Raw genomic sequence first — 25,867 nt, forward strand, 5'->3', positions numbered from 1 at the left:
GCGCACGCTCGCGCCTCGTGGACACCGCCGTCAACCCATCGCGACCACGGTGTCCCCGCGTTGCTCCAGGATCGTCGGTCCCGACACCGCCGGAAACACCGCCGGGACCCCCGGGGGGCGGCTGACCGGGATGATGCGTTCACGGGCGCCGGTGTGCTGGTCGAAGACGCCGACTCCGTCGGTCACCGGGATCAGCAGTCGATCGGCCATCATCGCCGCCGGTCCCAGCGGAACCGCGGCACCCGCCGCCGGGACGGTGAAGCGATAGGTCAGGGTTCCGGAGTCGAACACCAGCACGGCATCTCCGGTCCACCAGCAGACCAATCCGGTGGGCCGCGACACCGCTACGGCGGTGCTGGCGGGGCTGGGCTTGCCCGGCAGCAGTGTCTTGGCGATCGTGGTGCCGGTCTGGTCGACTACTTCGACCCGGGGTTGGGGGGTGGGCAGATAAACCGCGGTGTTGGCGCCGAAGTCGGAGTCGGTCACCGCGAGTACCCGGGCGCCGGAGTGGGCGGCGACCCCGGGCTCGGGGACATGTTGGGTCTCCGGCTCGTCTTCTTCCTTGCCGGCACGCAGCAGGGTCAGTTGCAGATCGTCTTGGCCCGGGCAGGATTCGAGCACCGAGACCGCCGACGTGGCCGCGGCCGCCGACACCAGCGTGCAGCCATGGCCGCGACCGCGAGCCGATGGTTTCACCCGGGCGTCGATCTCCCCGTAGGACAGCACCCGGACCATGTCCGAGCGCCACAGTTCCAGGCGGGTGCTTCCGGCCGAGAGCACCGAGCTGCCCTCGGAGGTGACGGTCACGCTCGCATCGGCGTAACTGGTTCGGGCCGGTCCGCGCCAGCCCGTCGCGGCGACGACCGTGCTGACCTGGCCACAGCCGCGGGCGTCGGGATACACCGCGACGGCATACCGGTAGATCCAGGACACCGCGCACAGATCGACCCCGCGGGCGTAGCTCCAGCGCTCCTCGCCGGTGGCCGGGTCGCGCCCGGTCATCTGCGGTCCCTCGCCGGTGATCACCGTGCCGGAGACCATCACCGGAGCCCGGGTGACCGGGCTGGGCGCGGTCCACAGTTGGGTCAGGGCAGCCGGAACCATAGCCGCCGGCGGCGGATTGGTGGCCGAGTCCGACGCCGGCCGGCTGACGGTGGCGCGGGCGTCACTGGTCCACCAGACGAGCACCCCGGCGACGACGACCGCGACCGCGATCACCGTTGCGGCCACCAGATCGCCGGCGGTGCGGCGCTCCGGTCGCACCATCTCAGCGAGCCCGGCTCAGCTGCCGTTCACCGCGGCCGTGGCCTTGCTCGGCCGTCGGCGACGACGACGGCGTGGCGCGCCCTGGCCGTTGTCGTCGGAAGGTCCGGCGGTCTTGGTCTCGCCGGCCTCAGCGGACCGGGCGGCCTGCGGCGCGGCGTCGGCGGTGCCCGCCTGGCCGCCCCGGGTACGCCGCCGGGACCGATCGGAACTGCGGGGCGACCGCTGCCGGTCTGCTGAGGTCTCGCGGGTCTCGCGGGTCTCGCCGTCGGGCCGCTTGGCCGGTGACCGGCGCGATTTGCCGATGGTGCCGTTGGCGTCGGTGGGGATGTTCAGCTCGGTGAACAGGTGCGGTGAGCTGGAATAGGTCTCCGCGGGGTCCGGGCAGGACAGGTTCAGGGCCTTGTCGATCATCGTCCAGCGGGCCAGTTCGTCCCAGTCGACCAGGGTGACCGCGACGCCGGTCTTGCCGGCGCGGCCGGTGCGGCCGATGCGATGCACATAGGTCTTCTCATCGTCGGGGCACTGGTAGTTGATGACGTGCGTGACGTCGTCGATGTCGATGCCGCGGGCGGCCACGTCGGTGGCAACCAGCACATCGATGTCGCCGGTCCGGAATGACTTGAGGGCCTTCTCGCGGGCGACCTGGTTGAGGTCGCCGTGTACCGCGCCCACCTTGAACCCACGCTCGCCGAGGTCGTCGGCCACCTTCTGCGCGGTCCGCTTGGTGCGGGTGAAGATCATCGTGGCGCCCCGGCCGCGGGCCTGCAGCAGCCGGGCCACCAGCTCCGCCTTGTCCATTGCGTGGGCCCGGTAGACGAACTGCTCGGTGGCGTCGTGCACCGCCGAGGAGTGCGGCGCCTCGGCGCGGATGTGGGTGGGCTGGTTCATGAAGCTGCGAGCCAGCGTGATGATCGGGCCCGGCATGGTCGCCGAGAACAGCATCGACTGCCGATCGTCGGGGATGCGGGACAGGATGCGCTCGATGTCGGGCAGAAAGCCCAGGTCCAGCATTTCGTCGGCCTCGTCGAGCACCAGCACCGTCAGCCCGCCCAGCTGCAGATGGCCCTGTTGGGCCAGGTCGAGCAGCCGGCCCGGGGTGCCTACCACCACGTCGGCGCCGGCCTTCAGCCCCTCGATCTGCGGCTCGTAGGGCCGGCCACCGTAGATGGCCTGCACCGACAGCGGCCGGACGGTGTCGGTTCCGGCGGTCAGGTATTTCGCCGCGTCGGCCAGGTCGCCGGAGACCTGGATGCACAGCTCACGGGTGGGCACCACGACCAGTGCGCGCGGAATACCGGTCAGCGGCCGGTCGGTGCTGGTGCTGACCCGCTGCAGCAGCGGGACACCGAAGCCGAACGTCTTGCCCATCCCGGTGCGGGCCTGGCCGATCAGGTCGTCGCCGGCCAGGGCCAGCGGCAGCGTCAGTTCCTGGATCGCGAAGGCGTGCTCGATGCCGTCTTCGGCTAGTGCGCGGACGATCTCGTCGCGGACGCCAAGTTCGGCGAAGGTCGGGGGAGAGGTGGGTACGGTGGTGGAGATAAGCGGGGTCATGCGGTGGCGGGTGCCTTTCGAAGTCGGCGCGGTATGTAAGTCGATCGCGTGCTGGTCCGGGGCGCACACGCTCTGACGGTCGATACTTTGCCAAAATCAAGGGGCCCTGCACTCGCCGAGGAGGCGGGCCAACCGCGTGTACGCACATTGCTCGGCAGCGCCGAATCGGCACTGCCGAGTACTCATCCTACCTGGTCGGGCCGGGCACCGGTCCAATGTGGCGGAACGCCTACAGTGTGGTGATGAATTCGGTTCCCTCGGCCGACCCGGTGGCGCAGGCTTCGAAGCCGCGACTGTCCGCCGATCATCCCGGTGTCGACAAGCTCTTCGCGCTGCTCGCCTACGGCGAGGTGGCTGCGTTCTACCGGCTCACCGACGAGGCGCGCATGGCGCCCGATCTGCGCGGGCGGATCTCGATGGCGGCCATGGCCGCCGCCGAGATGGGGCACTACGAGGTGCTGCGCGAAGCTTTGGACAGCCGCGGCGTCGACGTGGTGGCGGCGATGTCGAAATACGCCAGCGCCCTGGACAATTACCACCGCTTGACGATGCCCAGCACCTGGCTGGAGGCACTGGTCAAGACTTACGTTGGTGATGCGATGGCCGCCGACTTCTACCTGGAGATCGCCGGTGGTCTGCCGGACGAGGCGGCCGACGTGGTGCGAGCGGTGCTCGCCGAGACCAAACATTCCCAGTTCGTCGTCGACGAGGTGCGCGGTGCGGTGACGTCCAGTGCCAAGCAACGCAGCCGGTTGGCGTTGTGGTCGCGCCGGCTGCTCGGCGAGGCGGTCACCCAGGCGCAGTTTGTGTTGGCCGAGCACGACGAACTCGTCGATCTGGTGATCTCCGGGGCCGCCGGCCTGACCCAGCTGGCCGGGTTCTTCGACCGGATCCAGCACACTCACGACGAGCGCATGCGAGAGTTGGGACTGGCGTAGCGGCGGGTCGCCGCCATCAACCGCCATCACCCCAGACGGCATCGTCCACTAGCCTGCATCCTGGGACGGGTGAACCGGCTCAACCGAAGAGACGAAAGGGGCCGGCGTGGAGGTCAAGATCGGGGTCACCGACAGCGCGCGTGAATTGGTCATCAACAGTGCGCAGACGCCCGATGAAGTCGAGAAGCTCGTCGCCGCCGCGCTGGGTAAGGGCGCAGAGAATGCGGGGCTGCTTTCCTTGACCGACGACAAGGGGCGTCGATTCCTGGTGCAGGCCGCCAAGATCGCCTACGTGGAGATCGGCGTCGCCGACAGCCGACGGGTCGGGTTCGGAATCGGTGCCGACGCCGCCACCGCGGCCAGTTCCTCTTAGCGGGTAAGCGGCACGTGTGACAGTCCGCCCCAGGCGAACGCCACCGTGCCATCGACGGCGTCTTCCTTGGAGATCGGGCGATCACTGTCGAGCCAGTAGCGGGCGCAGTCCACGCTGATCGCGACCAGTCCCACCGCGACCATCCGGGCGCGGTGGGGGTCGAGGCCGGAGTCGCGGCTGACCAGATCGAAGATCGCGTCGATGCACGATTCGGTCGCGACCCGCACCTGGACCGCGACCTGCGGCTCGGCAACGTTGTCGTTCTCGAAGATCAGCCGGTAACCCTGGCCGTCGTGCTCGATGAAGTCGAAGAACGCCTGCACCGCCGACCGCAGGCGCCGGCGGTTGTCGGTGGTGGTCCGCAACGCCTGCCGCACTCCGGAGACCAGGTTCTCCACGTGCCGGCTCAGCACCGCCAGGTACAGCTCCAGCTTCGACGCGAAGTGTTGGTAAAGAATCGGTTTGCTGACGCCGGCCCGGTCGGCGATCTCGTCCATACCGGCCGCGTGGTAGCCGCGATCGACGAAGACCTCACTGGCTGCGATCAGCAGTTGGCCGCGACGCTCGTCGCGGGGCAGTCGACTACCCCGACGGCCACCGGCCGCCGGCGCCTTGGCGCTGCCCGAGCTGCGGCCGGCCGACTTGGCGCCACCCCGCTCGGCCGTGTCGATCGGTTTGCTCATCGACTCCTCAATCCAGATTCGGCCGGCCGCGGGAAATGGGTGCCCGGCGGCCGGTGCGTGAGAGCGAGACTACGCGCTGCATCCGTCAGTTTGGCCAGCGACATCCACCAACGCGGCGCCGAGCGGTTTCGGGGACAGCCCGGACCGCCCCTCCCTGGCGCGGCGAAGAGTCCCAGCTCGCAGTGCTTGTGTCATTCTGGGACGGTGACCTACGACCCGGGGCAACACGGCGGCGGTCGAGCCCCGGTTCTTCGGGATCGCTTCCGCGAACCCCTGCGCGCGCAACGCGACCCGCTCGCTGCCGGCGCCGGGCGCCTGCGGTCCGACCGCGACATCCACCGCCAGTGGCGTAAACAGAGTTGGCTGGGCAGGTTCGTGTCCACCTACGGCTGGCGCGCCTACGCGCTGCCGGTGTTGATGGTCCTCACGGTCGTGGTGGTGTATCAGACCGTGACCGGCATAGGAGTGCGCGCCGCGGACACCAACGAGCCGGTTCAGGGTCCGCCGACGATCGGATCTGCCGGCACGTCGATCATCGGCGCGCCACCGCGGGGCCTCACCGAATTCGATGTCAACCTGCCGACCGGGGTGCTGCCCGACGGTGGGCCGTTCACCGAGGCCGGTGACATGGCCTGGCACATCATCCCGGGCACGCAACCGGAGTTCGGCAGGGGCACCGAGAAGGTGTTCGCCTACACCATCGAGGTGGAGAACGGCATCGACACGACCGCCTTCGGCGGCGACGAGGCGTTCGCCCGGATGGTCGACCAGACCCTGCGCAACCCCAAGGGGTGGACGCACACGCCGCAGATCGGGTTCGTCCGGGTCGATGCCGGCAGCGGGGTCGACCCCGATTTCCGTATCTCGCTGACCTCACCGCTGACGGTTCGGGAGGGCTGCGGCTACGAGATACCGCTGGAAGCGTCCTGCTACAACCCCTCCTACGGGGCGAACTCGCAACCGCGGGTGTTCATCAACGAGGCCCGCTGGGTGCGCGGCGCGGTGCCCTTCCAGGGGGACATCGGGTCCTACCGGCAGTATCTGATCAACCATGAGGTCGGTCACGCGCTCGGCTATCAGCACCACGAACCGTGCGAGAAGCAGGACGCCCTGGCGCCGGTGATGATGCAGCAGACGTTCGGCACCTCCAATGACGACGCGGCGAAGTTCGACCCGGACTGGGTCAAGCCCGACGGAAAGACCTGCCGGTTCAATCCTTGGCCATCGCCGATTCCCTGAGCCGATCCCGTCGGCTTCGGATCGCTGGGGAAGCTTCCCAGGCCGTTTGTCGTTGACCCCACCAGCTGCTGTGATGGTGGCGGAAGCGACTTTGAGGAGATTGTTCGGTGTCGATATCACTGCCGCCACTGGTGGAGCCGGCCGGCGAGCTGACCAGGGATGAAGTAGCGCGCTACAGCCGTCATCTGATCATCCCCGACGTCGGTGTGCAGGGGCAGAAGCGGCTCAAGAACGCACGGGTACTGGTGATCGGCGCCGGTGGACTGGGCGCACCGACACTGCTGTACCTGGCCGCCGCCGGCGTGGGCACCATCGGGATCGTCGACTTCGACGTGGTCGACGAATCCAACCTGCAGCGCCAGGTCATCCACGGTGTCTCCGATATCGGGCGCTCCAAAGCCGAAAGCGCCCGCGACTCGATCAACGAGATCAACCCCCTGGTCCAGGTGCGGCTGCACCAGGTCCGACTGGAGCCGGAAAATGCCGTCGAGTTGTTCGAGTCCTACGACCTGATCCTGGACGGCACCGACAACTTCGCCACCCGTTACCTGGTCAACGATGCCGCGGTGCTGGCGCACAAGCCGTACGTGTGGGGGTCGATCTACCGCTTCGAGGGCCAGGTCTCGGTGTTCTGGGAGGACGCTCCGGACGGCCCGGCCGGAGAAAAGCGCGGCCTGAACTACCGCGACCTGTATCCCGAGCCTCCGCCACCCGGAATGGTGCCGTCCTGCGCCGAGGGCGGCGTGCTGGGGATTCTGTGCGCATCCATCGGATCGGTGATGGGAACTGAAGCGATCAAGCTGATCACCGGGATCGGGGAGCCGCTGCTGGGCCGGCTGATGGTCTACGACGCCCTGGAGATGAGCTACCGCACCATCCGGATCCGCAAGGACCCGTCCACGCCCAAGATCACCGAGCTGATCGACTACGAGGCTTTTTGCGGGGTGGTCTCCGACGAAGCGGCCGAAGCGGTCGCCGGCTCCACCATCACACCGGCCGAGCTGCGCGAGCTGCTGGACTCCGGGCAGCAGTTGGCGCTGATCGACGTGCGTGAGCCGGTGGAGTGGGAGATCAACCGCATCGAGGGCGCCCGGTTGGTTCCGCAGTCGATGATCGACAGCGGCGAGGGGTTGGCGACCCTGCCTCAAGACCGGATGTCGGTGCTGTACTGCAAGACCGGCATCCGTTCGGCAGAGGCCCTGGTGACGCTGAAGAAGGCCGGATTCGCCAACGCGGTCCATCTGCAGGGTGGAATTGTGGCGTGGGCCAAGCAGATGCAGCCCGACATGGTGATGTACTGACCCCCGGCGAGGCTCCGCACCGCGCTTGTGATCACCGCTTAGGCTGAGCCCGTGACTGTCGAGCCGCCGCCTGAGCATGTGCTGGCGACTTTCGGTCTTCGCGGTGTTCAACCCGCCGCACTGGGTGCCGGCTGGGAGGACGGCTGGAAGTGCGGGGAAGTGGTGGTGTCGATGGTCGCCGACCACGCCAGGGCCGCGTGGTCGGCAAAGGTACGCGAATCGCTGTTCGCCGACGGCATCCGGTTGGCCCGGCCGGTGCGTTCCACCGACGGACGCTATGTGGTGTCGGGTTGGCGGGCCGACACCTTCGTCGCCGGCAGCCCGGAGCCCCGTCACGACGAGGTGGTCTCGGCTGCGGTTCGGCTGCACGAGGCCACTTCCAAGCTGGAACGGCCCCGCTTCCTCACCCAGGCACCGGTGGCGCCGTGGGCCGACGTCGACGTGTTCATCGCCGCCGACCGGGCCGCGTGGGAGGAACGGCCGTTCGCCTCACTGCAGGCCGGCGCCCGGCTGGCCCCGGGTTCGGTGGACGGTCAGCGATCGATCGACCTGATCAATCAGCTCGCCACCTTGCGCAAGCCCACCAAGAGTTCCAGCCAGTTGGTGCACGGCGACCTGTACGGCACGGTGCTGTTCTCCGGCGCTGCGGCGCCCGGCATCACCGACATCACGCCGTACTGGCGGCCGGCATCCTGGGCCGCCGGAGTGGTGGTGGTGGATGCCCTGTCGTGGGGTGACGCCGACGACGGGCTCATCGAACGCTGGGAGACGTTGCCCGAGTGGCCGCAGATGCTGTTGCGCGCGTTGATGTTCCGGCTCGCGGTACACGCCCTGCACCCGCGGTCGACGGCAGAGGCTTTCCCTGGGCTGGCCCGCACTGCGGCGCTGGTCCGTCTGGCGCTCTGACACCGCCGACGGGGCGCTGTCAGAACCGGTGACGCGTGGTGCGCAGGTTCACCCGGCCGTCGACGGCCAGCACCCCTTCGGCGCGAAGCCGTTCCAGTTGCTCGCTGCGCAGGTGCGCTGCCGGCCGCCCGGACGCCCCGATCACCCGGTGCCACGGCAGGTCGGAGCCGTCGATCCGCAGAATCCAGCCGACGATGCGGGGGCTGGAAAGCCCTGCCTCGGAGGCGATGTCACCGTAAGTGGCGACCCGCCCGGGTGGGATGCCGACGATCAGCGCTCGCACCCGCTCGACCTGTTCGTCGGTGACTGCTGCCACGGTCGAGCTCCTAGCGCCGGGCCAGCTGTTGGCGGACCACGGCTGCCACCTCGACGGGGCGAGCCTGAGCGACCATGTGGTCGCAGTCCAGGTCCACCAGGTGAAAGTCGGTGCCCAGCCGGGCCCGCAGGGCGTCGACCAGGGCGTCGTCGACATACGCGGGCGAGGTCCGGGTGGCCCGCACCAGCGTCGTCGCCGTGGCGCCGGGCAGCACCGCGTGGCGGGCCAGCTCGCTCCAGTACGACATCATCGCCGGCACGCTGATCCGCCAGCCGAAGCGCCCATCGGCCAGTGCCACCAGGTGCTCGTCGAGTTCGATGTCGAGCAGCGCGGGATCCACGTCGGACCACGCGCCGTGCTCCTTCTCGGCGCGCGCCTGCGCGGCATCCGGGTAGTCGGGGGAGGCCAGCATCGCCGCGGCGATCTCGGCCATCCAATCGCCGTCCAGCCCGATCGCGGGGTCGAGCAGCACCAGGGCGTCGACCAGATCGGGGCGCGCTGCGGCCAGATGCAGTGCTATCGCCCCGCCGAAGGAGTGCCCGACGACCGCGACGGGGCCGTCTGCGGAGCTCTCGAGCAGCGCGGCCAGCGCCGCTACGTTGGCCTCGATGGTCCATGGGGCTGCCCACGACGACCGTCCGTGGCCGATCAGATCCGGTGCAGCGAAAGCGATTTCGGAAAGGTGCCCGGCCAGGTTCCGCCACCGTGCGCCGTGGCCGGTCAAGCCGTGCACCGCCAACAGCTGTACCGGACCGTCCGGGCCGTAGCGGTGCACGTGCAGATGCTGATCGGAATTCACCCGTCGATGGTGCCAGGCGAGGCCGGGATTGTCAGAGGGCAGTGCTGTCATGGGCGTTATGACGCAGCACTGGGGATCGCATGCCGCCGAGGTAGCGGCGGCGCTCGACCCGCGCGCGCGGGGGGTGTTGCAGGTGCGAGGCGGCCCGGGGACCGGCAAGACCAGCCTGCTGGTCGAGGTGGCCTCAGCGCACGTCGCCGCCGGGGCTGAGGTGAATTCGCTGCTGTTGCTGACGGGATCGGGCCGGCTTCCGGCGGCGGACCGCGGCGCGCTGACTGCGACCCTGCTGGCCGCGGGCGGCCCGGCGGCGGGCCAGGCGATCAGGGAACCGCTGGTTCGCACCGTGCACGGATACGCCTTCGCGGTGCTCCAGCGGGCCGCGCGGCGGGCCGAGGCCGCACCGCCCCGGCTGGTCACCGGGGCCGAACAGAACAGCGTCATCCGCGAACTGCTCGCCGGTGACGGCGTCCGGGCCTGGCCGTCGTCGTTGCACGCGGCGCTGGCCACCGACGGTTTCGTCACCGAACTGCGGGACTTGATGGCGCGCTGCGCGGAACGCGGCGTCGACCCGGCCGAGCTGGTCCGGCTGGGCAAGCGATGCCGCCGCCCGGAGTGGATAGCCGCGGGCCGATTCGCCCGGCAGTACGAGCAGGTGATGCTGCTTCGTGCTGCGGTGGGCACCGCGGCACCGCAGGCGACCACGCCGGCGCTGGGCGCCGCGGAACTGGTCGGGGCCGCATTGGAGGCCTTCGCGACCGACCCGGACCTGCTGGTCGAGGAACGCAGCCGGATCCGGCTGCTGCTGGTCGACGACGCCCAGCAACTCGACCCGCAGGCAGCCCGGTTGGTGCGGGTGCTCGCCGCCGGCGTGCAGCGCACCGTCATCGCCGGTGACCCCGACCAGGCGGTGTTCGGGTTCCGCGGCGCCGAGCCCGCTGTCCTGCTGCCCGCGCAGGCCGGTGGTGCCGGCATCCTGGCCTTGACGGCATCGCACCGGTGCGCCCCGGCGGTGGCCCGGGCCATCAACGCCATCGCCGGGCGACTGCCCGGGCCCAGCGCCACCCGCCGCCTGCAGGGCACCGGGCCCGACGCGGGCTCGGTCACCGTGCGTACCGCGGCCTCCGGCCATGCCGAGGCCGCCTTGATCGCCGACACGCTGCGGCGCGCCCACCTGGTTGACGGCGTGCCCTGGTCGCAGATGGCGGTGATCGTCCGGTCGGTGCCGCGTGCGGCGGCCCGGTTGCCCCGGACTTTGTCAGCCGCCGGCATTCCGGTGATCCTCCCCGCCGCCGGCGGCCTGCTGGCCGAGCAGCCGGCGGTGGCCGCCCTGCTGACGGTGCTGGAATGCGCCGCCGAGGGCGTGGACGGCCCGCGGGCGCTGACACTGCTCACCGGCCCGATCGGGCGATTGGATCCGATCTCGCTGCGACAGCTGCAGCGCATCCTGCGCCGCGGCAGCACGGCCCGCCCGGAGACCGATCCCGGCGACCGGCTGGCTGCGGTGCTCTCCGGTGAACCCGGCCAGCTGCCTGCCGCCCACGCCCGCCCGCTGCGCAGGGTGCGCGCGGTGCTGCAGGCCGCGGCCCGGAGTCACGCCGACGGCCGGGACCCGCACCACACGCTGTGGCAGGCCTGGAATCGATCGGGGCTGCAACAACGCTGGCTGTCGGCCACCGAGCGCGGCGGCCCGGCCGGCGCCCAGGCGGGTCGGGATCTGGACGCGGTGACCGCGCTGTTCGATCTTGCTGAGCAGTACGCGGCGCGCACCGCCGGCGCCACCCTCGCCGGACTCGCCGAACACGTCACCGCCATGCAACTGGTGATGCCCCGCGCCGAGCCCGGCACCGGCGTCGAGGCGGTCGGTGTGCTGAGCGCGCATGCCGCGCTCGGGCGCCAGTGGGACCTGGTGGTCATCGCCGGTGTTCAGGAAGGATTGTGGCCCAACACCATCCCGCGCGGCGGCGTGCTGGGAACCCAGCGGCTGCTGGACACTCTGCAGGGCCTCGGTGAACAGGTCTCGGTCCGGGCGCCGCTGCTGGCCGAGGAGCGGCGGCTGCTGGTGGCGGCGATGGGCCGGGCACGCCACCGGTTGATGATCACCGCGGTCGACGGTGAGGGGGATGCCGGCGGCGCCGAGGAGCAGGTCCCGTCGGAGTTCCTCACCGAACTGGCGGCCTGCGCCACTCCCGACGGCGGCCCGGCGCCGGCACCACCGGTTGTGGCCCCGCCGGTGCTGTCGGTGGCTGGGCTCGTGGGGCGCCTGCGGGCGGTGGTCTGCGCCCCGGACGGAGTTGTCAGTGACTCCGAACGTTCCGACGCCGCAACACAATTGGCACGCCTGGCCCGCTCCGGCGTGCCGGGTGCCGACCCGGCCGGCTGGCACGGGGCGGCGGCGGTGAGCACCGAGGAGCCGCTGTGGCGCGCCGACGGCGGGCAAGTCGTCACGCTGTCGCCCTCGGCGCTGCAGAGCCTGCTGGACTGCCCGCTGCGCTGGCTGGCCGAACGGCACGGCGGAAGCGACGGCCGTGACCTGCGCTCGACGATCGGGTCGGTGGTGCACGCTCTGGTCGCCGAATCGGCCGCCGGCCGAGAAGAACTGCTGGCCGAGTTGGACCGGGCCTGGCAGCAACTGCCCTTCGAGTCGCCGTGGTATTCGGTCAACGAGCAGGACCGGCACCGCGCCATGATCGAAACGTTCCTGCAGTGGCGGACGCAGACCCGCGACCAGCTCACCGAGGTCGGCACCGAGGTCGCCTTCGACGGGATGATCGACGCCGCGGAGTCGGCTGCGGGGGTGCGGTTGCGCGGCCGGATCGACAGGGTCGAACGCGACGCCGCCGGACGGCTGGTGGTCGTCGACGTCAAGACGGCGAAGACCCCGGTCAGCAAGGACGACGCACAACAGCACGCACAGCTGGCCGTCTACCAGCTGGCGGCCGACGCGGGCCTTATCGGAGCCGACGAGCAGCTCGGCGGCGCCCGGCTGGTCTACCCGGCCAAGTCCGGGGCGAGCGGCGCCACCGAGCGGGAGCAGGACCCGCTCACCGGTGAATCCGGCCGGCAATGGCGGGAGCGGATCGCGCAGGCGGCCGCGGCCACCGCCGGTCCGGAGTTCACCGCCCGGGTCAACGACGGCTGCCGACACTGCCCGATCCGGCCGATCTGCCCGGCCCACACCGACGGGAGCGGCGCATGACGGTCCGGTACGACCCCGCCGAGCTGGCTGCCGCGCTCGGATTGCACCAGCCCACCGAGGAGCAGGCCGCGGTCATCGCCGCGCCGCCGGGCCCGCTGGTGGTGATCGCCGGGGCCGGTGCCGGCAAGACCGAGACGATGGCCGCCCGGGTGGTGTGGCTGGTTGCCAATGGCTACGCCGATCCGGGCCAGGTGCTGGGGTTGACGTTCACCCGCAAGGCCGCCGGCCAACTGCTGCGCCGGGTCCGCTCCCGGCTGGCCCGGCTGGCCGGCGCCGGCCTGATGGTCCCTGAGCCGCATCGACCGGGCGGTTCAGCGAGGCTCGACGAAGGAGAGGCGAAGCTGGGAGCGCCTGTCGTGAGCACCTACCACGCGTTCGCCGGCGCGCTGCTGCGCGAGTACGGGCTGCTGCTGGGGATCGAACCCGGTACCCGGCTGCTCACCGAGACCGGGCTGTGGCAGTTGGCGTTCGACGTGGTCAGTGGCTACCCCGCCGAGCTGCGCACCGACCGGGATCCGGCTGCGGTCACCTCGATGGTGTTGCGCCTGGCCGGGCAACTGGCAGAACACCTGGTGGACACCGCTGCGCTGCGAGACACCCACCTGGAGTTGGAGCGGCTGGTCCACACCCTGCCGCCCGGCCCGCGTCAGCGCGCCGAACCCAATCAGTCGCTGCGCAAGATGCTGGACACTCAGACCGAGCGTGCCGAGCTGGTGCCGCTGATCGATGCCCTGCATCAGCGGATGGCCGCGGAGCGGGTGATGGACTTCGGGGCGCAGATGGCCACCGCCGCGCGCCTGGCGCAGGCCGGCGAATCCGTCGGCGCCCGCCTGCGCGCCACCTATCGGGTGGTGTTGCTCGATGAATACCAGGACACCGGACATGCCCAGCGCATCGCGTTGTCGTCACTGTTCGGCGGTGGCGCCGACGATGGGCTGGCACTGACTGCGGTAGGCGACCCGATTCAGTCGATCTACGGTTGGCGCGGCGCCTCGGCCACCAACCTGCCCCGGTTCGCCACCGACTTCCCGCTCTCCGACGGCAGCCCGGCCCCGACCTTGGAGTTGCGGACGAGTTGGCGGAACCCGCCGGAGGTGCTCCATGTCGCCAATGAGGTCTCCGCGGAGGCTCGGCAGCGCTCCGTCACCGTGCACACGCTGCGGCCGCGCCCGGACGCGTCACCGGGCAGCGTGCGGCTCGCGCTGCTGCCCGACCTGACCACCGAACATGAATGGGTGGCCGAGGCGCTGCAGCGTCGCTACCGGCAAGCCGAGGACGACGGGGTCGCGCCGCCCACCGCGGCGGTGTTGGTGCGGCGCAACGCCGACGCCGCGCCGTTCGCCGAGGCGATCCGCGCCCGGGGCGTGCCGGTGGAGGTGGTCGGGCTGGCCGGGCTGCTGTCGGTGCCCGAGGTCGCCGACCTGGTGGCGATGTTGCGGCTGGTTTCCGAGCCGACCGCCGGCGCCGCGGCGATCCGCGTGCTGACCGGCGCGCGGTGGAGGCTCGGCGCCGCCGACCTGGCCGCGCTATGGCGGCGGGCCACCGAGCTGGCCCGGCCCGACAGCGCGAGCGGGCCGGTCTCGGCCGTCGAGATCGCCGCGCAGGCCGGCCCCGATTCCGACACCGCATGCCTGGCGGACGCGCTCGCCGATCCGGGACCGGCGGAGCGCTATTCGGCCACCGGGCACCGGCGCATCGTGGCACTGGCCGAGGAGCTGACCGCGCTGCGCGGCCACTTGTGGCATCCGCTGCCCGACCTGGTCGCCGAGGTGCGCCGGACGCTCGGCCTGGACTGTGAGGTGCTCGCCGCCCAGCCGGTCACAGGGGCGTCCGGCACCGAGCAGCTCGATGCGTTCGCCGATGTGGTCGCCGGCTACGGGGCCGCAGGCTCGGCGTCGCTGCCGGGCCTGCTGGGCTACCTGGACGCGGCCGCCGAGGTGGAGAACGGGTTGGCGCCGGCTGCACCCGCAGTCGCCGCCGACCGGGTCCAGATCCTCACGGTGCACGCCGCCAAGGGATTGGAATGGCAGGTGGTGGCGGTACCGCATCTGGTGGCGAGGGTGTTTCCGTCGACCGCATCGCGGCGCAGCTGGCTGTCCGACGCCGCCGAGCTGCCGCCGCTGCTGCGCGGCGACCGCGCCGAACTCGGCGGTTCAGTGAGGCTCGACGGAGGAGAGGCGAAGCTGGGACCGCCGCATGAACCCGGCGCCCACGGTGTCCCGGTGCTCGACACGTCGGCGGTCACCGATCGAAAGCAGCTGTCCGACACCATCTCCAAGCATCTGGGCCGGCTGGATCAGCGTCGTGTCGATGAAGAGCGCCGGCTGCTCTATGTCGCGGTCACCCGCGCCGAGGACACCCTGTTGGTCTCCGGTCACCACTGGTCCCACGGCGAAACCAAGCCGCGCGGCCCGTCGGAGTTCCTGTCCGAACTCAAGGCGGTGATCGAGCGCTCGGCCGCCGCCGGGCAACCTTGCGGAGTGGTCGAGCAGTGGGCGGAAGCACCGGCCGCAGGGGAGCGAAACCCGCTGTGCGACAACGCCAGCGAAGCGACTTGGCCGGTCGATCCGCTGGCCGGGCGCCGTGGCGATGTCGAACGCGGTGCGGCGCTGGTCAACGCGGCGCTGCAAGCCGATGAACCGCGGAACGCCGCGCAGGCGGAGAGCCCATGGTCCGCTGACGTCGATGCGCTGCTGGCCGAGCGGGCCCTGGCCGCCGCGCCGCCGGCCCGATCGCTGCCCAACCAGGTCTCGGTGAGCAACCTGGTCGAGTTGAGCCGTGATCCCGCCGGTGCAGCGCAGCGGCTGACCCGCCGGCTCCCGGCCCGCCCGGACCCGCACGCGTTGCTGGGCACCGCGTTTCACGAGTGGGTGCAACGGCTCTACGGTGCCGAGCGGCTCTTCGAGCTCGACGATCTGCCCGGTGCAGCCGATGCCGACACGTCCCGGGCCGGCGCGCAGGAGCTGGCGGATCTGCAGGCGGCGTTCCTGGATTCGCCGTGGGCCGCCCGCTCACCCACCGCCGTCGAGGTGCCCTTCGAGATGGCCTTCGGGCAGACCGTGGTGCGCGGCCGCATCGATGCGGTGTTCGCCGAGCCGGACGGCGGCGTCACCGTGGTGGACTGGAAGACCGGTGCGGCACCGGACGGGCCGGAGGCCCAACGCCACGCCACCGTTCAGCTCGGCGTGTACCGGCTGGCATGGGCCGCGCTGACCGGCCGCCCGGAATCGCAGGTCCGGGCCGCCTTCCATTACGTGCGCACCGGGACGACCGTCCTACCCGATGAGCTGCCCGATTTCGCCGAGCTGGCCGCACTGCTCAACTGTTGACGACGGGTGTGGTTACAGTGGGTCCGTGCGTCAGGCTGACCGATGACCGCCCGTCGTGGCGAGCGCTAGATGGCGGCGGCTGCGCGGCCTGGATGAGCCGCTGACCGCCCAGCCCAGTTACGCGCTCGTCGGCCGCATGCGGATGCCGCAGCGACAATCCAGTCCGGGCCGCACCGTCTACCGGCGCACCGCCATCGCATTGGCGGCACTGTTGGTGTCCACGTTCTTCGTCTATTTCGACCGCGACGGCTACCAGGATGTACAGGGCGACCGGTTGACCTTCCTGGATTGCCTGTACTACTCGGCGGTGACCCTGTCGACGACCGGGTACGGCGACATCACGCCCGTCACCGAGTACGCCCGGATGATCAATGTCCTGATCATCACCCCGTTGCGGATCGCTTTCCTGATCCTGCTGGTCGGAACGACCGTGGAGGCGTTCACCGACAATTCCCGGCAGGCATTCCGTATTCAGCGTTGGAGGAGCAGGGTGAAAGACCACACCATCGTCATCGGGTACGGCACGAAGGGTAAGACCGCTATCGCCGCGATGCGCGGCGACGATGAGTCGCCCCCCAAGGACATCGTCGTGGTGGACAGCGACCAGTCCGTGCTCGACCAGGCTGAGGGAAAGGGACTGGTCACCGTGCGCGGTGACGGCACCAAGTCCGATGTGCTGCGGCTGGCCAGTGCCCAGCGCGCGGCTGCGATCGTGGTGGCCACCGGCCGCGACGACACCGCGGCGCTGGTTACGTTGACCGCCCGCGAGCTCGCCCCCGAAGCCACCATCGTGGCGGCCATTCGGGAAGCCGAGAACCAGCACCTGCTGGAACAGTCCGGCGCCAACTCGGTAGTGGTGTCCTCGGAGACGGCTGGGCGGCTGCTCGGCATCGCCACCACCACGCCCAGCGTGGTCGAGATCATCGAGGACCTGCTCACCCCCGACGCCGGGTATGCCATCGCCGAGCGGGAGGTGGAGCAGACCGAGGTCGGTGGTTCGGCGAAGCATCTCAACGAGATCGTGCTCGCGGTGGTCCGCGGCGGGCAGCTGCTGCGGTTGGACGCAGCGGAACTGGATGCGATCGAGGCCGGCGACCGGTTGCTCTACGTGCGCACGGTGAGCGCCCAGTGAGCTTCCGACTGCGCCAGGTACCGCTGCTGTCGCGGGTCGGGGCCGACCGGGCCGACCAGTTGCGCACCGACACCGACGCGGCCGTCGTCGGCTGGCCGGCCGCGGCGCTGCTGCGGGTCGACCCGCGCAACCAGGTGCTGGTCGCCGATGGCCGGGTGGTGCTGCATGACGCCGGTGAACTGGGCGCCGCGCCGCCGCCGGACGCGGTGTTTCTGGGCCGACTCGAAGACGGCCGGCATGTCTGGGCGATCCGTGGCGCGCTGCAGGCGCCGCCCGACACCGACGTCTCGGTGTTGGACCTACGGGCGACCGGAGACGTGTTCGACGACGCCAGCGCCCAACTGGTGTCCTCGGCGATCGCCCTGCTGAATTGGCATGACAACGCACGCTTTTCAGCCGCCGACGGCACACCGACCAAGCCGGTGCGCGGCGGGTGGGCGCGAGCCAACCCCATCACCGGCGCCGAGGAGTTCCCGCGGATCGACCCGGCGGTGATCTGCCTGGTGCACGACGGCGCCGACCGTGTGGTGCTGGCCCGCCAGCACAACTGGCCGGCCCGGATGTTCTCGCTGCTGGCCGGGTTCGTCGAAGCCGGCGAGTCGTTCGAGGCCTGCGTGGTCCGGGAAGTCCACGAGGAGGTCGGGCTGGCGGTACGCGACGTGAGCTACCTGGGCAGCCAGCCCTGGCCGTTCCCGCGGTCCCTGATGGTCGGCTTCCACGCCGTCGCCGACCGGGGGCAGGAGTTTGTCTTCAGTGACGGCGAGATCACCGAGGCCTCCTGGTTCACTCGCGACGAGGTGCGGGCCGCCCTGGCTGCCGGGGCCTGGACGGGCGGCTCCGCGGAGGCGAAACTGCTGCTGCCCGGGTCGATCTCGATCGCGCGGACCATCATCGAGTCGTGGGTTGACGGTTAACCCGCCAGCCGGTCCAGCTTCGCTTTGACCTCGCGTCCGGTCGGGTTCGTCAGCGTCGAGCCGTCGGCGAAGCGCAGCGTCGGCACCGTGCGGTTGCCGCCGTTGGCAGACTCGACGAACTTGGCAGCCGTGGGATCCTGCTCGATGTTGATCTCGTCGTAGGCGATCTCAAACTTCTCCAGGGACTTCTTGAGCTGGCGGCAGTAACCGCACCATTGCGTCGTGTACATGATGAGCGGTGGATCGCTGGCAGTCATAACTGTTAACGCTAGCCGGGAGAGGATGCGGGCCGCTCGCGGGCCGGCGTCGGAGGCCCCTGTCAAGATGGACGCCATGGATGCGCTCATCGCCGACCTGGACGACGAGCAGCGTGCCGCCGTGTTGGCGCCGCGCGGGCCGGTGTGCGTGCTGGCCGGCGCCGGGACCGGCAAGACCCGCACCATCACCCACCGGATCGCCCACCTGGTCGCCGGCGGTCACGTCGCGCCCGGGCAGGTGCTGGCGGTGACGTTCACCCAGCGCGCCGCCGGCGAGATGCGCTCGAGGCTGCGCGCCCTGGGATCGGCGGCCGGGGCAGGTGCGGCCGCCGGCGTCGGCGGGGTGCAGGCCCTGACATTCCACGCCGCCGCACGGCGGCAGCTGCGCTACTTCTGGCCGCGGGTGGTCGGTGACACCGGCTGGGAACTGCTGGATCGCAAGTTCGGGGTGGTCGCCCGGGCCGCCGGTCATGCCGGTCTGCGCCTGAGCAACGACGACGTCCGCGACGTGGCCGGCGAGATCGAGTGGGCCAAGGCGTCTCTGATCGGGCCGGAGCAGTATCCGGACGCGGTGGCCGCGGCCGGCCGGGACACCCCGGTGGACGCCGTGCAGCTGGCCGAGGTCTACGCCGGCTATGAGGCGGCCAAGGCCCGCGGCGAAGTGGCGATGCTCGATTTCGACGACCTGCTGCTGCACACCGCTGCCGCGATCGAGAACGACGCGGCGGTGGCCGCCGAATTCCGGGACCGCTACCGCTGCTTCGTCGTCGACGAATACCAGGACGTCACCCCGCTGCAGCAGCGGGTGCTCTCGGCCTGGCTGGGCCAGCGCGACGACTTGACCGTGGTCGGTGACGCCAACCAGACCATCTACTCGTTCACCGGCGCCTCGCCGCGCTATCTGCTCGACTTCACCCGCAGGTTTCCCGACGCGGCGCTGGTGCGCCTGGAACGCGACTACCGGTCCACCCCGGAGGTGGTGTCGTTGGCCAACCGGGTGATCGCCGCGGCCCGCGGGCGGGTGGCGGGCAGCAAGCTGAAGCTGGTCGGCCAGCGCGATCCGGGCCCGCCGCCGACCTTTCGGGAGCATCCCGACGAGGTCGCCGAGGCCGCCGCGGTGGCCAAGTCGATCGCCCGGCTGATCGAGGGCGGCACCGCGTCGGCCGAGATCGCCGTGCTGTACCGGATCAACGCGCAGTCCGAGGTGTACGAGGAGGCGCTGACCGAGGCCGGCATCGCCTACCAGGTCCGCGGGGGAGAGGGCTTCTTCACCCGCCAGGAGATCCGGCAGTCGCTGGTCGCCTTACAGCGGGCCGCGCAGCGCGGAGCTGACGGTGAGTCGCCGCTGCCCGACGGCGGGTCGCCGCTGCCCGGCATTGTCCGCGGGGTGCTGGAACCGCTGGGACTGACGGCCGAACCACCGAGCGGCGCCAAGGCGCGGGAACGCTGGGAGGCCCTGGGTGCGCTGGCCGAACTGGTCGACGACGAAGTGGCGCAGCGCCCCGACCTGGACCTGCCCGGCCTGCTGGCCGAACTGCGGATGCGCGCCGACTCCCGCCACCCGCCGACGGTGCAGGGCGTCACGCTGGCGTCACTGCATGCCGCCAAGGGCCTGGAATGGGATGCGGTGTTCCTGGTGGGGCTCGCCGACGGCACCCTGCCCATCTCGCACGCCCTGGCACACGGCGCCGACAGCGAGGCCGTCGAGGAGGAACGCCGGCTGCTCTACGTCGGCGTGACCCGCGCCCGGGTGCACCTGGCGTTGAGCTGGGCGCTGGCCCGCGCTCCGGGCGGCCGGGCCGGGCGCAAACCGTCGCGGTTCTTGAACGGTATCGACGGCGCGGTGCCGCAATCCGATTCGCGGACCCCCGCCCGGCGCCGGGCCCGGGGTGCCCCGAAGCACTGCCGGGTCTGCAACAAGGCACTGAGCACGCCGGCGGCCATCATGCTGAGCCGGTGTGAGACATGCGCGGCCGACGTCGACACCGAACTGCTGATCGCGCTCAAAGACTGGCGGCTGCGCACCGCCGGCGAGCTGAAAGTGCCCGCCTACATCGTCTTTTCCGACAACACGCTCACCGCGATCGCCGAGATGCTGCCCGTCGACGAGGCCGCTCTGGTCGCCATTCCGGGCATCGGTGCGCGCAAGCTGGAACAGTTCGGTTCCGACGTGCTCGAGCTGGTCCGTAACCGGGGCTGAGCCGCCGCCCGCAGTAATTCGGTTGTGAGTCCCGGTGTCGACCCGCTAACCTCGGACACCATGACCACGATCAGCGGTTTTCGGGTACGCCCGGCCGGCGCGCGCCATGCCGCTGCCGAGGCGGCGGCACAGCGTATTCGCCATGCCGTCGCCGTAGCCGACGCGTCCGTGCATCGGGGTACGCCCTAAGCGCCAGCCCCAGCCTTCAGAAGGCCACGGACCCGACCAGGATCCGTGGCCATTGTTTTTCTCACCGGCTACCCGCCGCCCGGCCCGGATCACGCCAGACGTACCGGAGAGCAGGTGACCAGCAGATGTCCACCACCACCGCGCGCAATCCGCGCAATCGAAGATTCCCCGAGTTGCCCTGCAACCGCGAACCCGACCTGTGGTTCGCCGACGACCCGGCCGATCTGGAACGGGCCAAGGCGCTGTGCGCTGACTGCCCGATCCGGCGGCAGTGCCTGGCGCTGGCCTTGCAGCGCGCCGAACCGTGGGGGGTCTGGGGCGGCGAGATCTTCGACCGCGGCACCGTCATCGGCCGCAAACGGCCCCGCGGCCGGCCGCGCAAGGAGCCGGTGGCGGCCTGAGTCCTAGGAGGGGGAGCCGACCGTTTCGACGTCCGGATCACTGAAGCCCGGCACCAGTTCCTCCGAGATCCGCTTGACCGGCACATGGGCGTCGAGTTGACACATGATCGCCGTGGTCGACCCGAGCACCCGCATCGGCATCGCCAGCTTCGGCGGCAGGTCCAGCTGACGGGCGGTCTTGAGTTGCTCGACGGGGCGCTCCAGCTGTCTGCCGGCCATTCTCATCAGCCACTTGCGGGTGTAGTGGAACGTCTCGACCTCGACCGGTTCGACATACTGGCGCAGCATTTCGTCGATCTCACGTACCGAGACGTCCTGGCCCTTCTGGATGAAGCCGCCCGTGCGCATGGCCGCGATGACCCGGTCGTAGTCCTTGTCCCTGGCGTAGCGCACAGCCGCGCCCAGTTCGGGGGGGAACCCGCCGGGCATCGGCGCCACCGCGCCGAAGTCGATCACGCCCATCCGGCCGTCCGCCAGCAGCATGAAGTTGCCGGGGTGGGCGTCACCGTGGATCAGCTCGAGCCGGCGCGCGGCGTCCCAGGTGAACTCGGCCAGCCGGGTGCCCATCAAGTCCCGCTGCTCGACGGTGCCGTTGCGGATGATCTCGGCCATACCGACGCCGTCGATCCACTCCTGGATCACCGTCTTGGGCGCGCTGGCCACCACGTTGGGGATCAGGAAATGGGGGTGTCCGGCGTAGGCCTTGGCGAAGACCCGCTGGTTGTCAGCCTCCAGCCGGTAGTCCAGCTCCATCTCGGTGCGTTCGATCAGTTCGTCGACTACACCCTGGACGTCCACGCCCGGGGCCAGTTGCTTGAAGACGCCGGTCAGTCGGCGGATGGTCTTCAGGTCGGCGCGCAACGCCTCGTCGGCGCCGGGGTACTGAATCTTGACCGCGACCCGGCGGCCGTCGGCCCACACGCCGCGATGTACCTGGCCGATGCTGGCCGAGGCGATGGGGGTGTCGTCGAAGTCGGTGAACCGTTCCCGCCACTTGGTGCCCAGCTGGGCGTCGAGCACCCGGTGCACCTTGTCGGCCGGCAGCGGCGGGGCGTCCTTCTGCAGCTTGGTCAGCGCCTCCCGGTAGGGCTCGCCGAACTCCTCGGGGATGGCTGCCTCCATCACCGACAGCGCCTGCCCGACCTTCATTGCGCCGCCCTTGAGCTCACCCAGGACGGTGAACAATTGGTTGGCCGCCTTCTCCATCAGCTCGGCGGTGACCGCGTCCTTCGACTTGCCGGTCAGCCGCTTCCCGAGTCCGAGGGCGGCCCGGCCGGCGAAGCCGACGGGCAGGCTGGCCAGCTTCGCGTTGCGCGCCGCGCTCCCGCGCTTGATCTCTGACACCTGTCCATCATCCATGACGTCGTTGTGGCGGGGGTCACCGCGTGTGAAATCGCCGGTAGGCGGCGCAACGTCAGCAGTCGCACAGCGGATGCCGAGCCCAGCGTCGCGTCATGATCGATCCGCTCACCAGATCCAATTCCAGGGTGGCGTTGAGCGTCGGAGGCGGGCCGAGGTCGCGGTCGGCGACCAGCCCGCGCACCGCCGCGATCACCCGTTCGACCTGGCTCAGGGCCAGCGCCACCGTCGCCAGCACCGTCGCGCGGTCGGTGTGGGCGACGGTGTGGCGCAGCTGGGCGGCCACCGCCGGCCAGGAGGAGTCCCGGTCTCGCCGGTACAGGTCTGCGCACCCCAGGCAGCTGGTCGTGCCGGGCAGAACGAGCGGGCCGACCACACCGATGCTGTCGCGCACCCGCACCGGTAGGTGCGGCACGCGCTCGGCGTGCAGTTCGCGCACCAGCCGTGGCTCGGCGACCAGATAGTCCGACAGCACCACCAGATCAGTTCCGGCGGTGCTCACCGCGGCGTGCGGGTGGCTGCTGCGCCGGACCACGGCGCCCGAGCAGCGCAGCGACTCGACCAGCAGATCCGACAGCGGCCCACGGCCGTGCACCCGCAGCGACACAGGGCCGCACTGCCGGCGCGAACCGGTGTCTCGCACCGCGACGCGTGCGTTGACCAGTGCGTCGAACAGGTCGTTCAGCTCCGCGGTGTCCACCGGGCCGTGCCGGGCGGCTTCGAGCCGTAGTTCGGCGGCGCTGGTCGGGGTCTGCATCGAGCGCAGCACGGCGGCCAGCCCGGCTGCGCTCAGGCCGCGTGGCGGCTGCACGAGTACCGCCCGTTGGGGGTCCCAGCCGACCTGCACCGCCCCGTCCGGGCGCAGCAGCACCGGCCGCGCCGGGTCCAGCGCGTAGGTGGACGTCGCGGAGTCGGCCCTGGTCATACACCCGACCCTGTCACGCCGGGCGCGGCGGGGTGATCAGCTATCCACAGGATCTAGCGGTCACGGCTGGTCGGCGTCGCCGTTGCCGGCAGTGTCGTCGGCCTCTCTCTGGAAATCCGCGATCGCCTGATCGATTGCGGAGTCCATGCCGCTGGTGTCGCCGCCGAGGGTCCGGTCTATGAACGCGGCCGGGTCGTCGAGGTCGGCGGCCTCGGGCAGCAGGTCGGGGTGCTGCCACACCTTGTCTCGGGTGTCCACCCCGACGGCGGCGGTCAGCCGTTCCCACAACACCGCGGCTTCGCGCAGCTTGCGTGGGCGCAGTTCCAGGCCGACCAGGGTGGCGAAGGTCTGCTCGGCGGGGCCCCCGGTGGCGCGGCGTCGGCGCAGCGTCTCCGACAGCGCGGCGGTACCCGGAATCCGGTCGCCCAGCGCCCCGTTGACCACGGTCTGCACCCAGCCTTCGATCAGGGCCAGCAGGGTCTCCAGGCGCTCCAGGGCAGCCAGCTGTTCTGGTGTCGATTTGGGTTCGAACACGCCCTGGCCGAGCAGCTCTGCCATCGCCGAGGGGTCGGTCATCGAAGTCGGGTCGAATCCCTGGGCCAGCTCCTCGATTCCCCGGATGTCGATCTTCATGCCGCGGGCGTAGGCCTCCACGGCGCTGAGCAGCTGGTTGGACAGCCACGGGACGTGGCTGAACAACCGGTGGTGGGCGGCCTCGCGGGCGGCCAAGAAGGTGACGATCTCGCTGCGCGGCTGCTCCAGGCCACCGGCCAGTTCTTCGATCGCACCAGGAAGCAGCGCGGCAATCCCCTTGGGGCCCAATGGTAATCCGATGTCGGTCGAGGTGAGCACCTCCCCGGACAGCCGGCCCAGTGCCTGGCCCAACTGCGATCCGAACGCCAATCCGCCCATCTGCGACATCACCGACAGCAGCGGTCCGGCCATGGATTTGGCCTCGTCCGGCAGCGCCGAAGCCCAGACTGACGAAACCTGTTCGGCCATCGGGTCGCACAGTCGCTGCCAAGTGGCCATGGTGTGTTCCACCCAGTCCACGGGTGTCCACGCGGCTGAGCCGGTGGTGCCGGCCGGCAATGACGTCGCACCGTCGAGCCAGGTCTCGGCCAGGCGCACCGCGTCGCCGATGGCGGTGGCGGTCGAGGCCGTAACCGGCGCGACCGAACCGATCGAGCGGGCCGCAACCTGCCGGGCGAGGTCGTAATTCACCGGCCCGGACGGGCGACCGCCGGGAGCCATGGTGCCGGCACCGCTGAACATCTGGCCGAGTTGGGTGAAGATCTGACCCAGATCGGAGATGTTGAAACCGGCACCTATACCGAAGGGATCGCCGGCCCCGGAGCCCGAGCCGGGCCGTTCGCGGTCGGGGTCGTCCCCGGAGGAGAAACCGAAGGGCAGATCAGCCATAGACACAACCGTACCGACCTGCATCGCGCGACGTGCGACGCGCGGTCCCCGACGGTCCAGGCCCGCCTCGGCCCGGGGCCGTTTACCATACCCGGGGTGAACAGGCGGATTCTGACGCTGTTGGCGGCGCTGCTGCCGGTGGTCGTGTTCGGCGTACTGCTGACAGCGGTGACCGTGCCCTTCGTGTCGTTGGGTCCCGGGCCCACGTTCGACACGCTCGGGATGGTCGACGGCAAGCAAGTGGTCGACATCCAGGGCATCAGGACGCAGACCACGTCGGGTCATCTGAACATGACCACGGTGTCCCAGCGCGACGGGCTGACACTGGGCGAGGCGCTGGCTCTGTGGTTGTCCGGGCGCGAACAGCTCATGCCCCGTGACCTGGTCTATCCGCCCGGCAAGTCCCGGGAGGAAGTCGACGAGGACAACGACGCCGATTTCCGTGCGTCCGAGCAGAGCGCCGAATACGCCGCCCTGGGCTACCTGCGCTACCCGAGCGCGGTCACCCTGGCCGACGTCCAGGACCCCGGGCCGTCGGCCGGCGCGCTGCAGCGCGGTGACGCCGTGGATGCGGTCAACGGCGACGCCGTTTACACCGTCGAACAGTTCACCAAGCGACTGGCCGGAACCAAACCGGGCGAGACGGTGGCCATCGACTACCGGCGCAAGAATGCCGCACCCGGCACGGCGCGGATTACGCTGGGAGAGAACAAGGACCGCCCCAACGGATTCTTGGGCGTCTCGGTACTCGACGCGCCGTGGGCGCCGTTCACAGTCGACTTCAACCTCGCCAATATCGGTGGGCCGTCGGCCGGCCTGATGTTCTCGCTGGCCGTCGTCGACAAGCTCGGCACCGGCACGCTGGCCGGGCAGAACTTCATAGCCGGCACCGGAGTCATCAAGGCCAACGGTCAGGTCGACGCGATCGGGGGGATCACGCACAAGATGATTGCGGCCCGGGAAGCCGGCGCGACGGTGTTTCTGGTCCCGACCGAGAACTGTTACGAGGCCCGATCGGACAACAACGGGCTGCAGCTGATCAAGGTCGACAGCCTCGCCCAGGCGGTCGACGCGTTGCGAATCCTGACCGGCGGAGGTCAGCCGCCGTCTTGCTGATGCGCGGTTGGCTACAGTGGGGCCGTCAGGACAACCGAGCTAGGGAGCGTGGCAC

21 protein-coding genes are annotated in these 25,867 nt (G+C 70.5%); 12 read left to right on the plus strand and 9 right to left on the minus strand.

Annotation, left to right across the window (positions count from 1 at the left end; all coding sequences use genetic code 11):
• Positions 1–30: 30 nt before the first annotated feature.
• Positions 31–1,266, minus strand: a complete 1,236-nt coding sequence (locus ACZYY4_RS06360) for an Rv3212 family protein (protein ID WP_463808744.1) — start codon at positions 1,264–1,266, stop codon at positions 31–33.
• Positions 1,267–1,281: 15 nt separating this feature from the next.
• Positions 1,282–2,817 (minus strand): DEAD/DEAH box helicase, encoded by a 1,536-nt coding sequence (locus tag ACZYY4_RS06365; RefSeq protein WP_463808745.1) that lies wholly within the window; start codon positions 2,815–2,817, stop codon positions 1,282–1,284.
• A 242-nt stretch (positions 2,818–3,059) separates the two neighbouring features.
• On the opposite strand from ACZYY4_RS06365, the gene ACZYY4_RS06370 reads away from it, so the two are divergent.
• Positions 3,060–3,755, plus strand: a complete 696-nt coding sequence (locus ACZYY4_RS06370; protein WP_463808747.1) for a ferritin-like fold-containing protein — start codon at positions 3,060–3,062, stop codon at positions 3,753–3,755.
• A 106-nt stretch (positions 3,756–3,861) separates the two neighbouring features.
• A complete protein-coding gene (locus ACZYY4_RS06375; protein ID WP_463808749.1) occupies positions 3,862–4,128 on the plus strand; it encodes a DUF3107 domain-containing protein in 267 nt (88 codons plus the stop codon).
• On the opposite strand, the gene ACZYY4_RS06380 is transcribed toward ACZYY4_RS06375, so the two are convergent.
• A complete protein-coding gene (locus ACZYY4_RS06380) occupies positions 4,125–4,811 on the minus strand; it encodes a TetR/AcrR family transcriptional regulator (RefSeq protein ID WP_463808750.1) in 687 nt (228 codons plus the stop codon). The genes ACZYY4_RS06375 and ACZYY4_RS06380 overlap by 4 nt on opposite strands.
• A 204-nt stretch (positions 4,812–5,015) precedes the next feature.
• On the opposite strand from ACZYY4_RS06380, the gene ACZYY4_RS06385 reads away from it, so the two are divergent.
• From ACZYY4_RS06385 to ACZYY4_RS06395, 3 genes are all read left to right on the plus strand, one after another.
• Positions 5,016–6,050 (plus strand): DUF3152 domain-containing protein, encoded by a 1,035-nt coding sequence (locus tag ACZYY4_RS06385; RefSeq protein WP_463808751.1) that lies wholly within the window; start codon positions 5,016–5,018, stop codon positions 6,048–6,050.
• Positions 6,051–6,157: 107 nt separating this feature from the next.
• Positions 6,158–7,351 (plus strand): adenylyltransferase/sulfurtransferase MoeZ, encoded by a 1,194-nt coding sequence (moeZ, locus tag ACZYY4_RS06390; RefSeq protein ID WP_463808752.1) that lies wholly within the window; start codon positions 6,158–6,160, stop codon positions 7,349–7,351.
• A gap of 51 nt (positions 7,352–7,402) precedes the next feature.
• Positions 7,403–8,257: a TIGR02569 family protein gene (locus ACZYY4_RS06395; RefSeq protein ID WP_463808753.1), complete on the plus strand. Its 855-nt coding sequence runs from the start codon at positions 7,403–7,405 to the stop codon at positions 8,255–8,257.
• Positions 8,258–8,276: 19 nt separating this feature from the next.
• Here ACZYY4_RS06395 and ACZYY4_RS06400 read toward each other — a convergent pair whose 3' ends face one another.
• Both ACZYY4_RS06400 and ACZYY4_RS06405 read right to left on the minus strand, forming a co-directional pair.
• Positions 8,277–8,573, minus strand: coding sequence for an MGMT family protein (locus tag ACZYY4_RS06400; protein WP_463808754.1), 297 nt, complete (start codon positions 8,571–8,573; stop codon positions 8,277–8,279).
• Between the two features lie 10 nt (positions 8,574–8,583).
• A complete protein-coding gene (locus ACZYY4_RS06405; protein ID WP_463808756.1) occupies positions 8,584–9,372 on the minus strand; it encodes an alpha/beta fold hydrolase in 789 nt (262 codons plus the stop codon).
• 58 nt (positions 9,373–9,430) lie between these two features.
• Between ACZYY4_RS06405 and ACZYY4_RS06410 the strand changes: the two genes are divergently transcribed.
• From ACZYY4_RS06410 to nudC, 4 genes are read left to right on the plus strand one after another with little or no spacing between them, the layout of a single operon-like run.
• Complete coding sequence (locus tag ACZYY4_RS06410) at positions 9,431–12,568, plus strand: ATP-dependent helicase (protein ID WP_463808757.1); 3,138 nt, start codon at positions 9,431–9,433, stop codon at positions 12,566–12,568.
• Positions 12,565–15,897 carry an ATP-dependent helicase gene (locus tag ACZYY4_RS06415; RefSeq protein ID WP_463808758.1) on the plus strand — a complete coding sequence of 1,111 codons (3,333 nt, stop codon included), beginning with the start codon at positions 12,565–12,567 and terminating at the stop codon, positions 15,895–15,897. The genes ACZYY4_RS06410 and ACZYY4_RS06415 overlap by 4 nt, the downstream gene beginning before the upstream one ends.
• Positions 15,898–15,952: 55 nt before the next feature.
• Positions 15,953–17,029: a potassium channel family protein gene (locus tag ACZYY4_RS06420; RefSeq protein WP_463808759.1), complete on the plus strand. Its 1,077-nt coding sequence runs from the start codon at positions 15,953–15,955 to the stop codon at positions 17,027–17,029.
• The gene (nudC, locus tag ACZYY4_RS06425; RefSeq protein ID WP_463808761.1) at positions 17,026–17,943 is read left to right on the plus strand and encodes an NAD(+) diphosphatase; all 918 of its coding nucleotides are present in this window, start codon (positions 17,026–17,028) and stop codon (positions 17,941–17,943) included. Before ACZYY4_RS06420 ends, nudC begins: the two co-directional genes overlap by 4 nt.
• On the opposite strand, the gene ACZYY4_RS06430 is transcribed toward nudC, so the two are convergent.
• Complete coding sequence (locus tag ACZYY4_RS06430; RefSeq protein ID WP_463808763.1) at positions 17,940–18,200, minus strand: mycoredoxin; 261 nt, start codon at positions 18,198–18,200, stop codon at positions 17,940–17,942. The two genes, nudC and ACZYY4_RS06430, sit on opposite strands and share 4 nt — an antisense overlap.
• Positions 18,201–18,267: 67 nt before the next feature.
• Here ACZYY4_RS06430 and ACZYY4_RS06435 point away from each other — a divergent pair, with 67 nt between their 5' ends.
• Positions 18,268–20,400 (plus strand): ATP-dependent DNA helicase UvrD2, encoded by a 2,133-nt coding sequence (locus ACZYY4_RS06435; RefSeq protein ID WP_463808765.1) that lies wholly within the window; start codon positions 18,268–18,270, stop codon positions 20,398–20,400.
• Positions 20,401–20,714: 314 nt separating this feature from the next.
• The gene (locus ACZYY4_RS06440; RefSeq protein WP_463808766.1) at positions 20,715–20,990 is read left to right on the plus strand and encodes a WhiB family transcriptional regulator; all 276 of its coding nucleotides are present in this window, start codon (positions 20,715–20,717) and stop codon (positions 20,988–20,990) included.
• A 3-nt stretch (positions 20,991–20,993) separates the two neighbouring features.
• On the opposite strand, the gene ACZYY4_RS06445 is transcribed toward ACZYY4_RS06440, so the two are convergent.
• The 3 genes from ACZYY4_RS06445 to ACZYY4_RS06455 are packed head-to-tail and all read right to left on the minus strand — an operon-like array spanning position 20,994 to position 24,696.
• On the minus strand, positions 20,994–22,349 hold the full coding sequence (locus ACZYY4_RS06445; RefSeq protein ID WP_463808768.1) for a macrolide-binding ATPase MABP-1: 1,356 nt from the start codon (positions 22,347–22,349) through the stop codon (positions 20,994–20,996).
• 55 nt (positions 22,350–22,404) lie between these two features.
• The gene (locus tag ACZYY4_RS06450) at positions 22,405–23,274 is read right to left on the minus strand and encodes a cyclodehydratase (RefSeq protein WP_463808770.1); all 870 of its coding nucleotides are present in this window, start codon (positions 23,272–23,274) and stop codon (positions 22,405–22,407) included.
• A 60-nt stretch (positions 23,275–23,334) separates the two neighbouring features.
• Complete coding sequence (locus tag ACZYY4_RS06455; protein ID WP_463808772.1) at positions 23,335–24,696, minus strand: zinc-dependent metalloprotease; 1,362 nt, start codon at positions 24,694–24,696, stop codon at positions 23,335–23,337.
• 96 nt (positions 24,697–24,792) lie between these two features.
• Here ACZYY4_RS06455 and ACZYY4_RS06460 point away from each other — a divergent pair, with 96 nt between their 5' ends.
• Positions 24,793–25,812, plus strand: a complete 1,020-nt coding sequence (locus ACZYY4_RS06460) for a YlbL family protein (protein ID WP_463808773.1) — start codon at positions 24,793–24,795, stop codon at positions 25,810–25,812.
• The last annotated feature ends 55 nt before the right edge of the window (positions 25,813–25,867 follow it).

The sequence above is a fragment of the Mycobacterium sp. IDUB_21 genome (genome assembly GCF_055419425.1).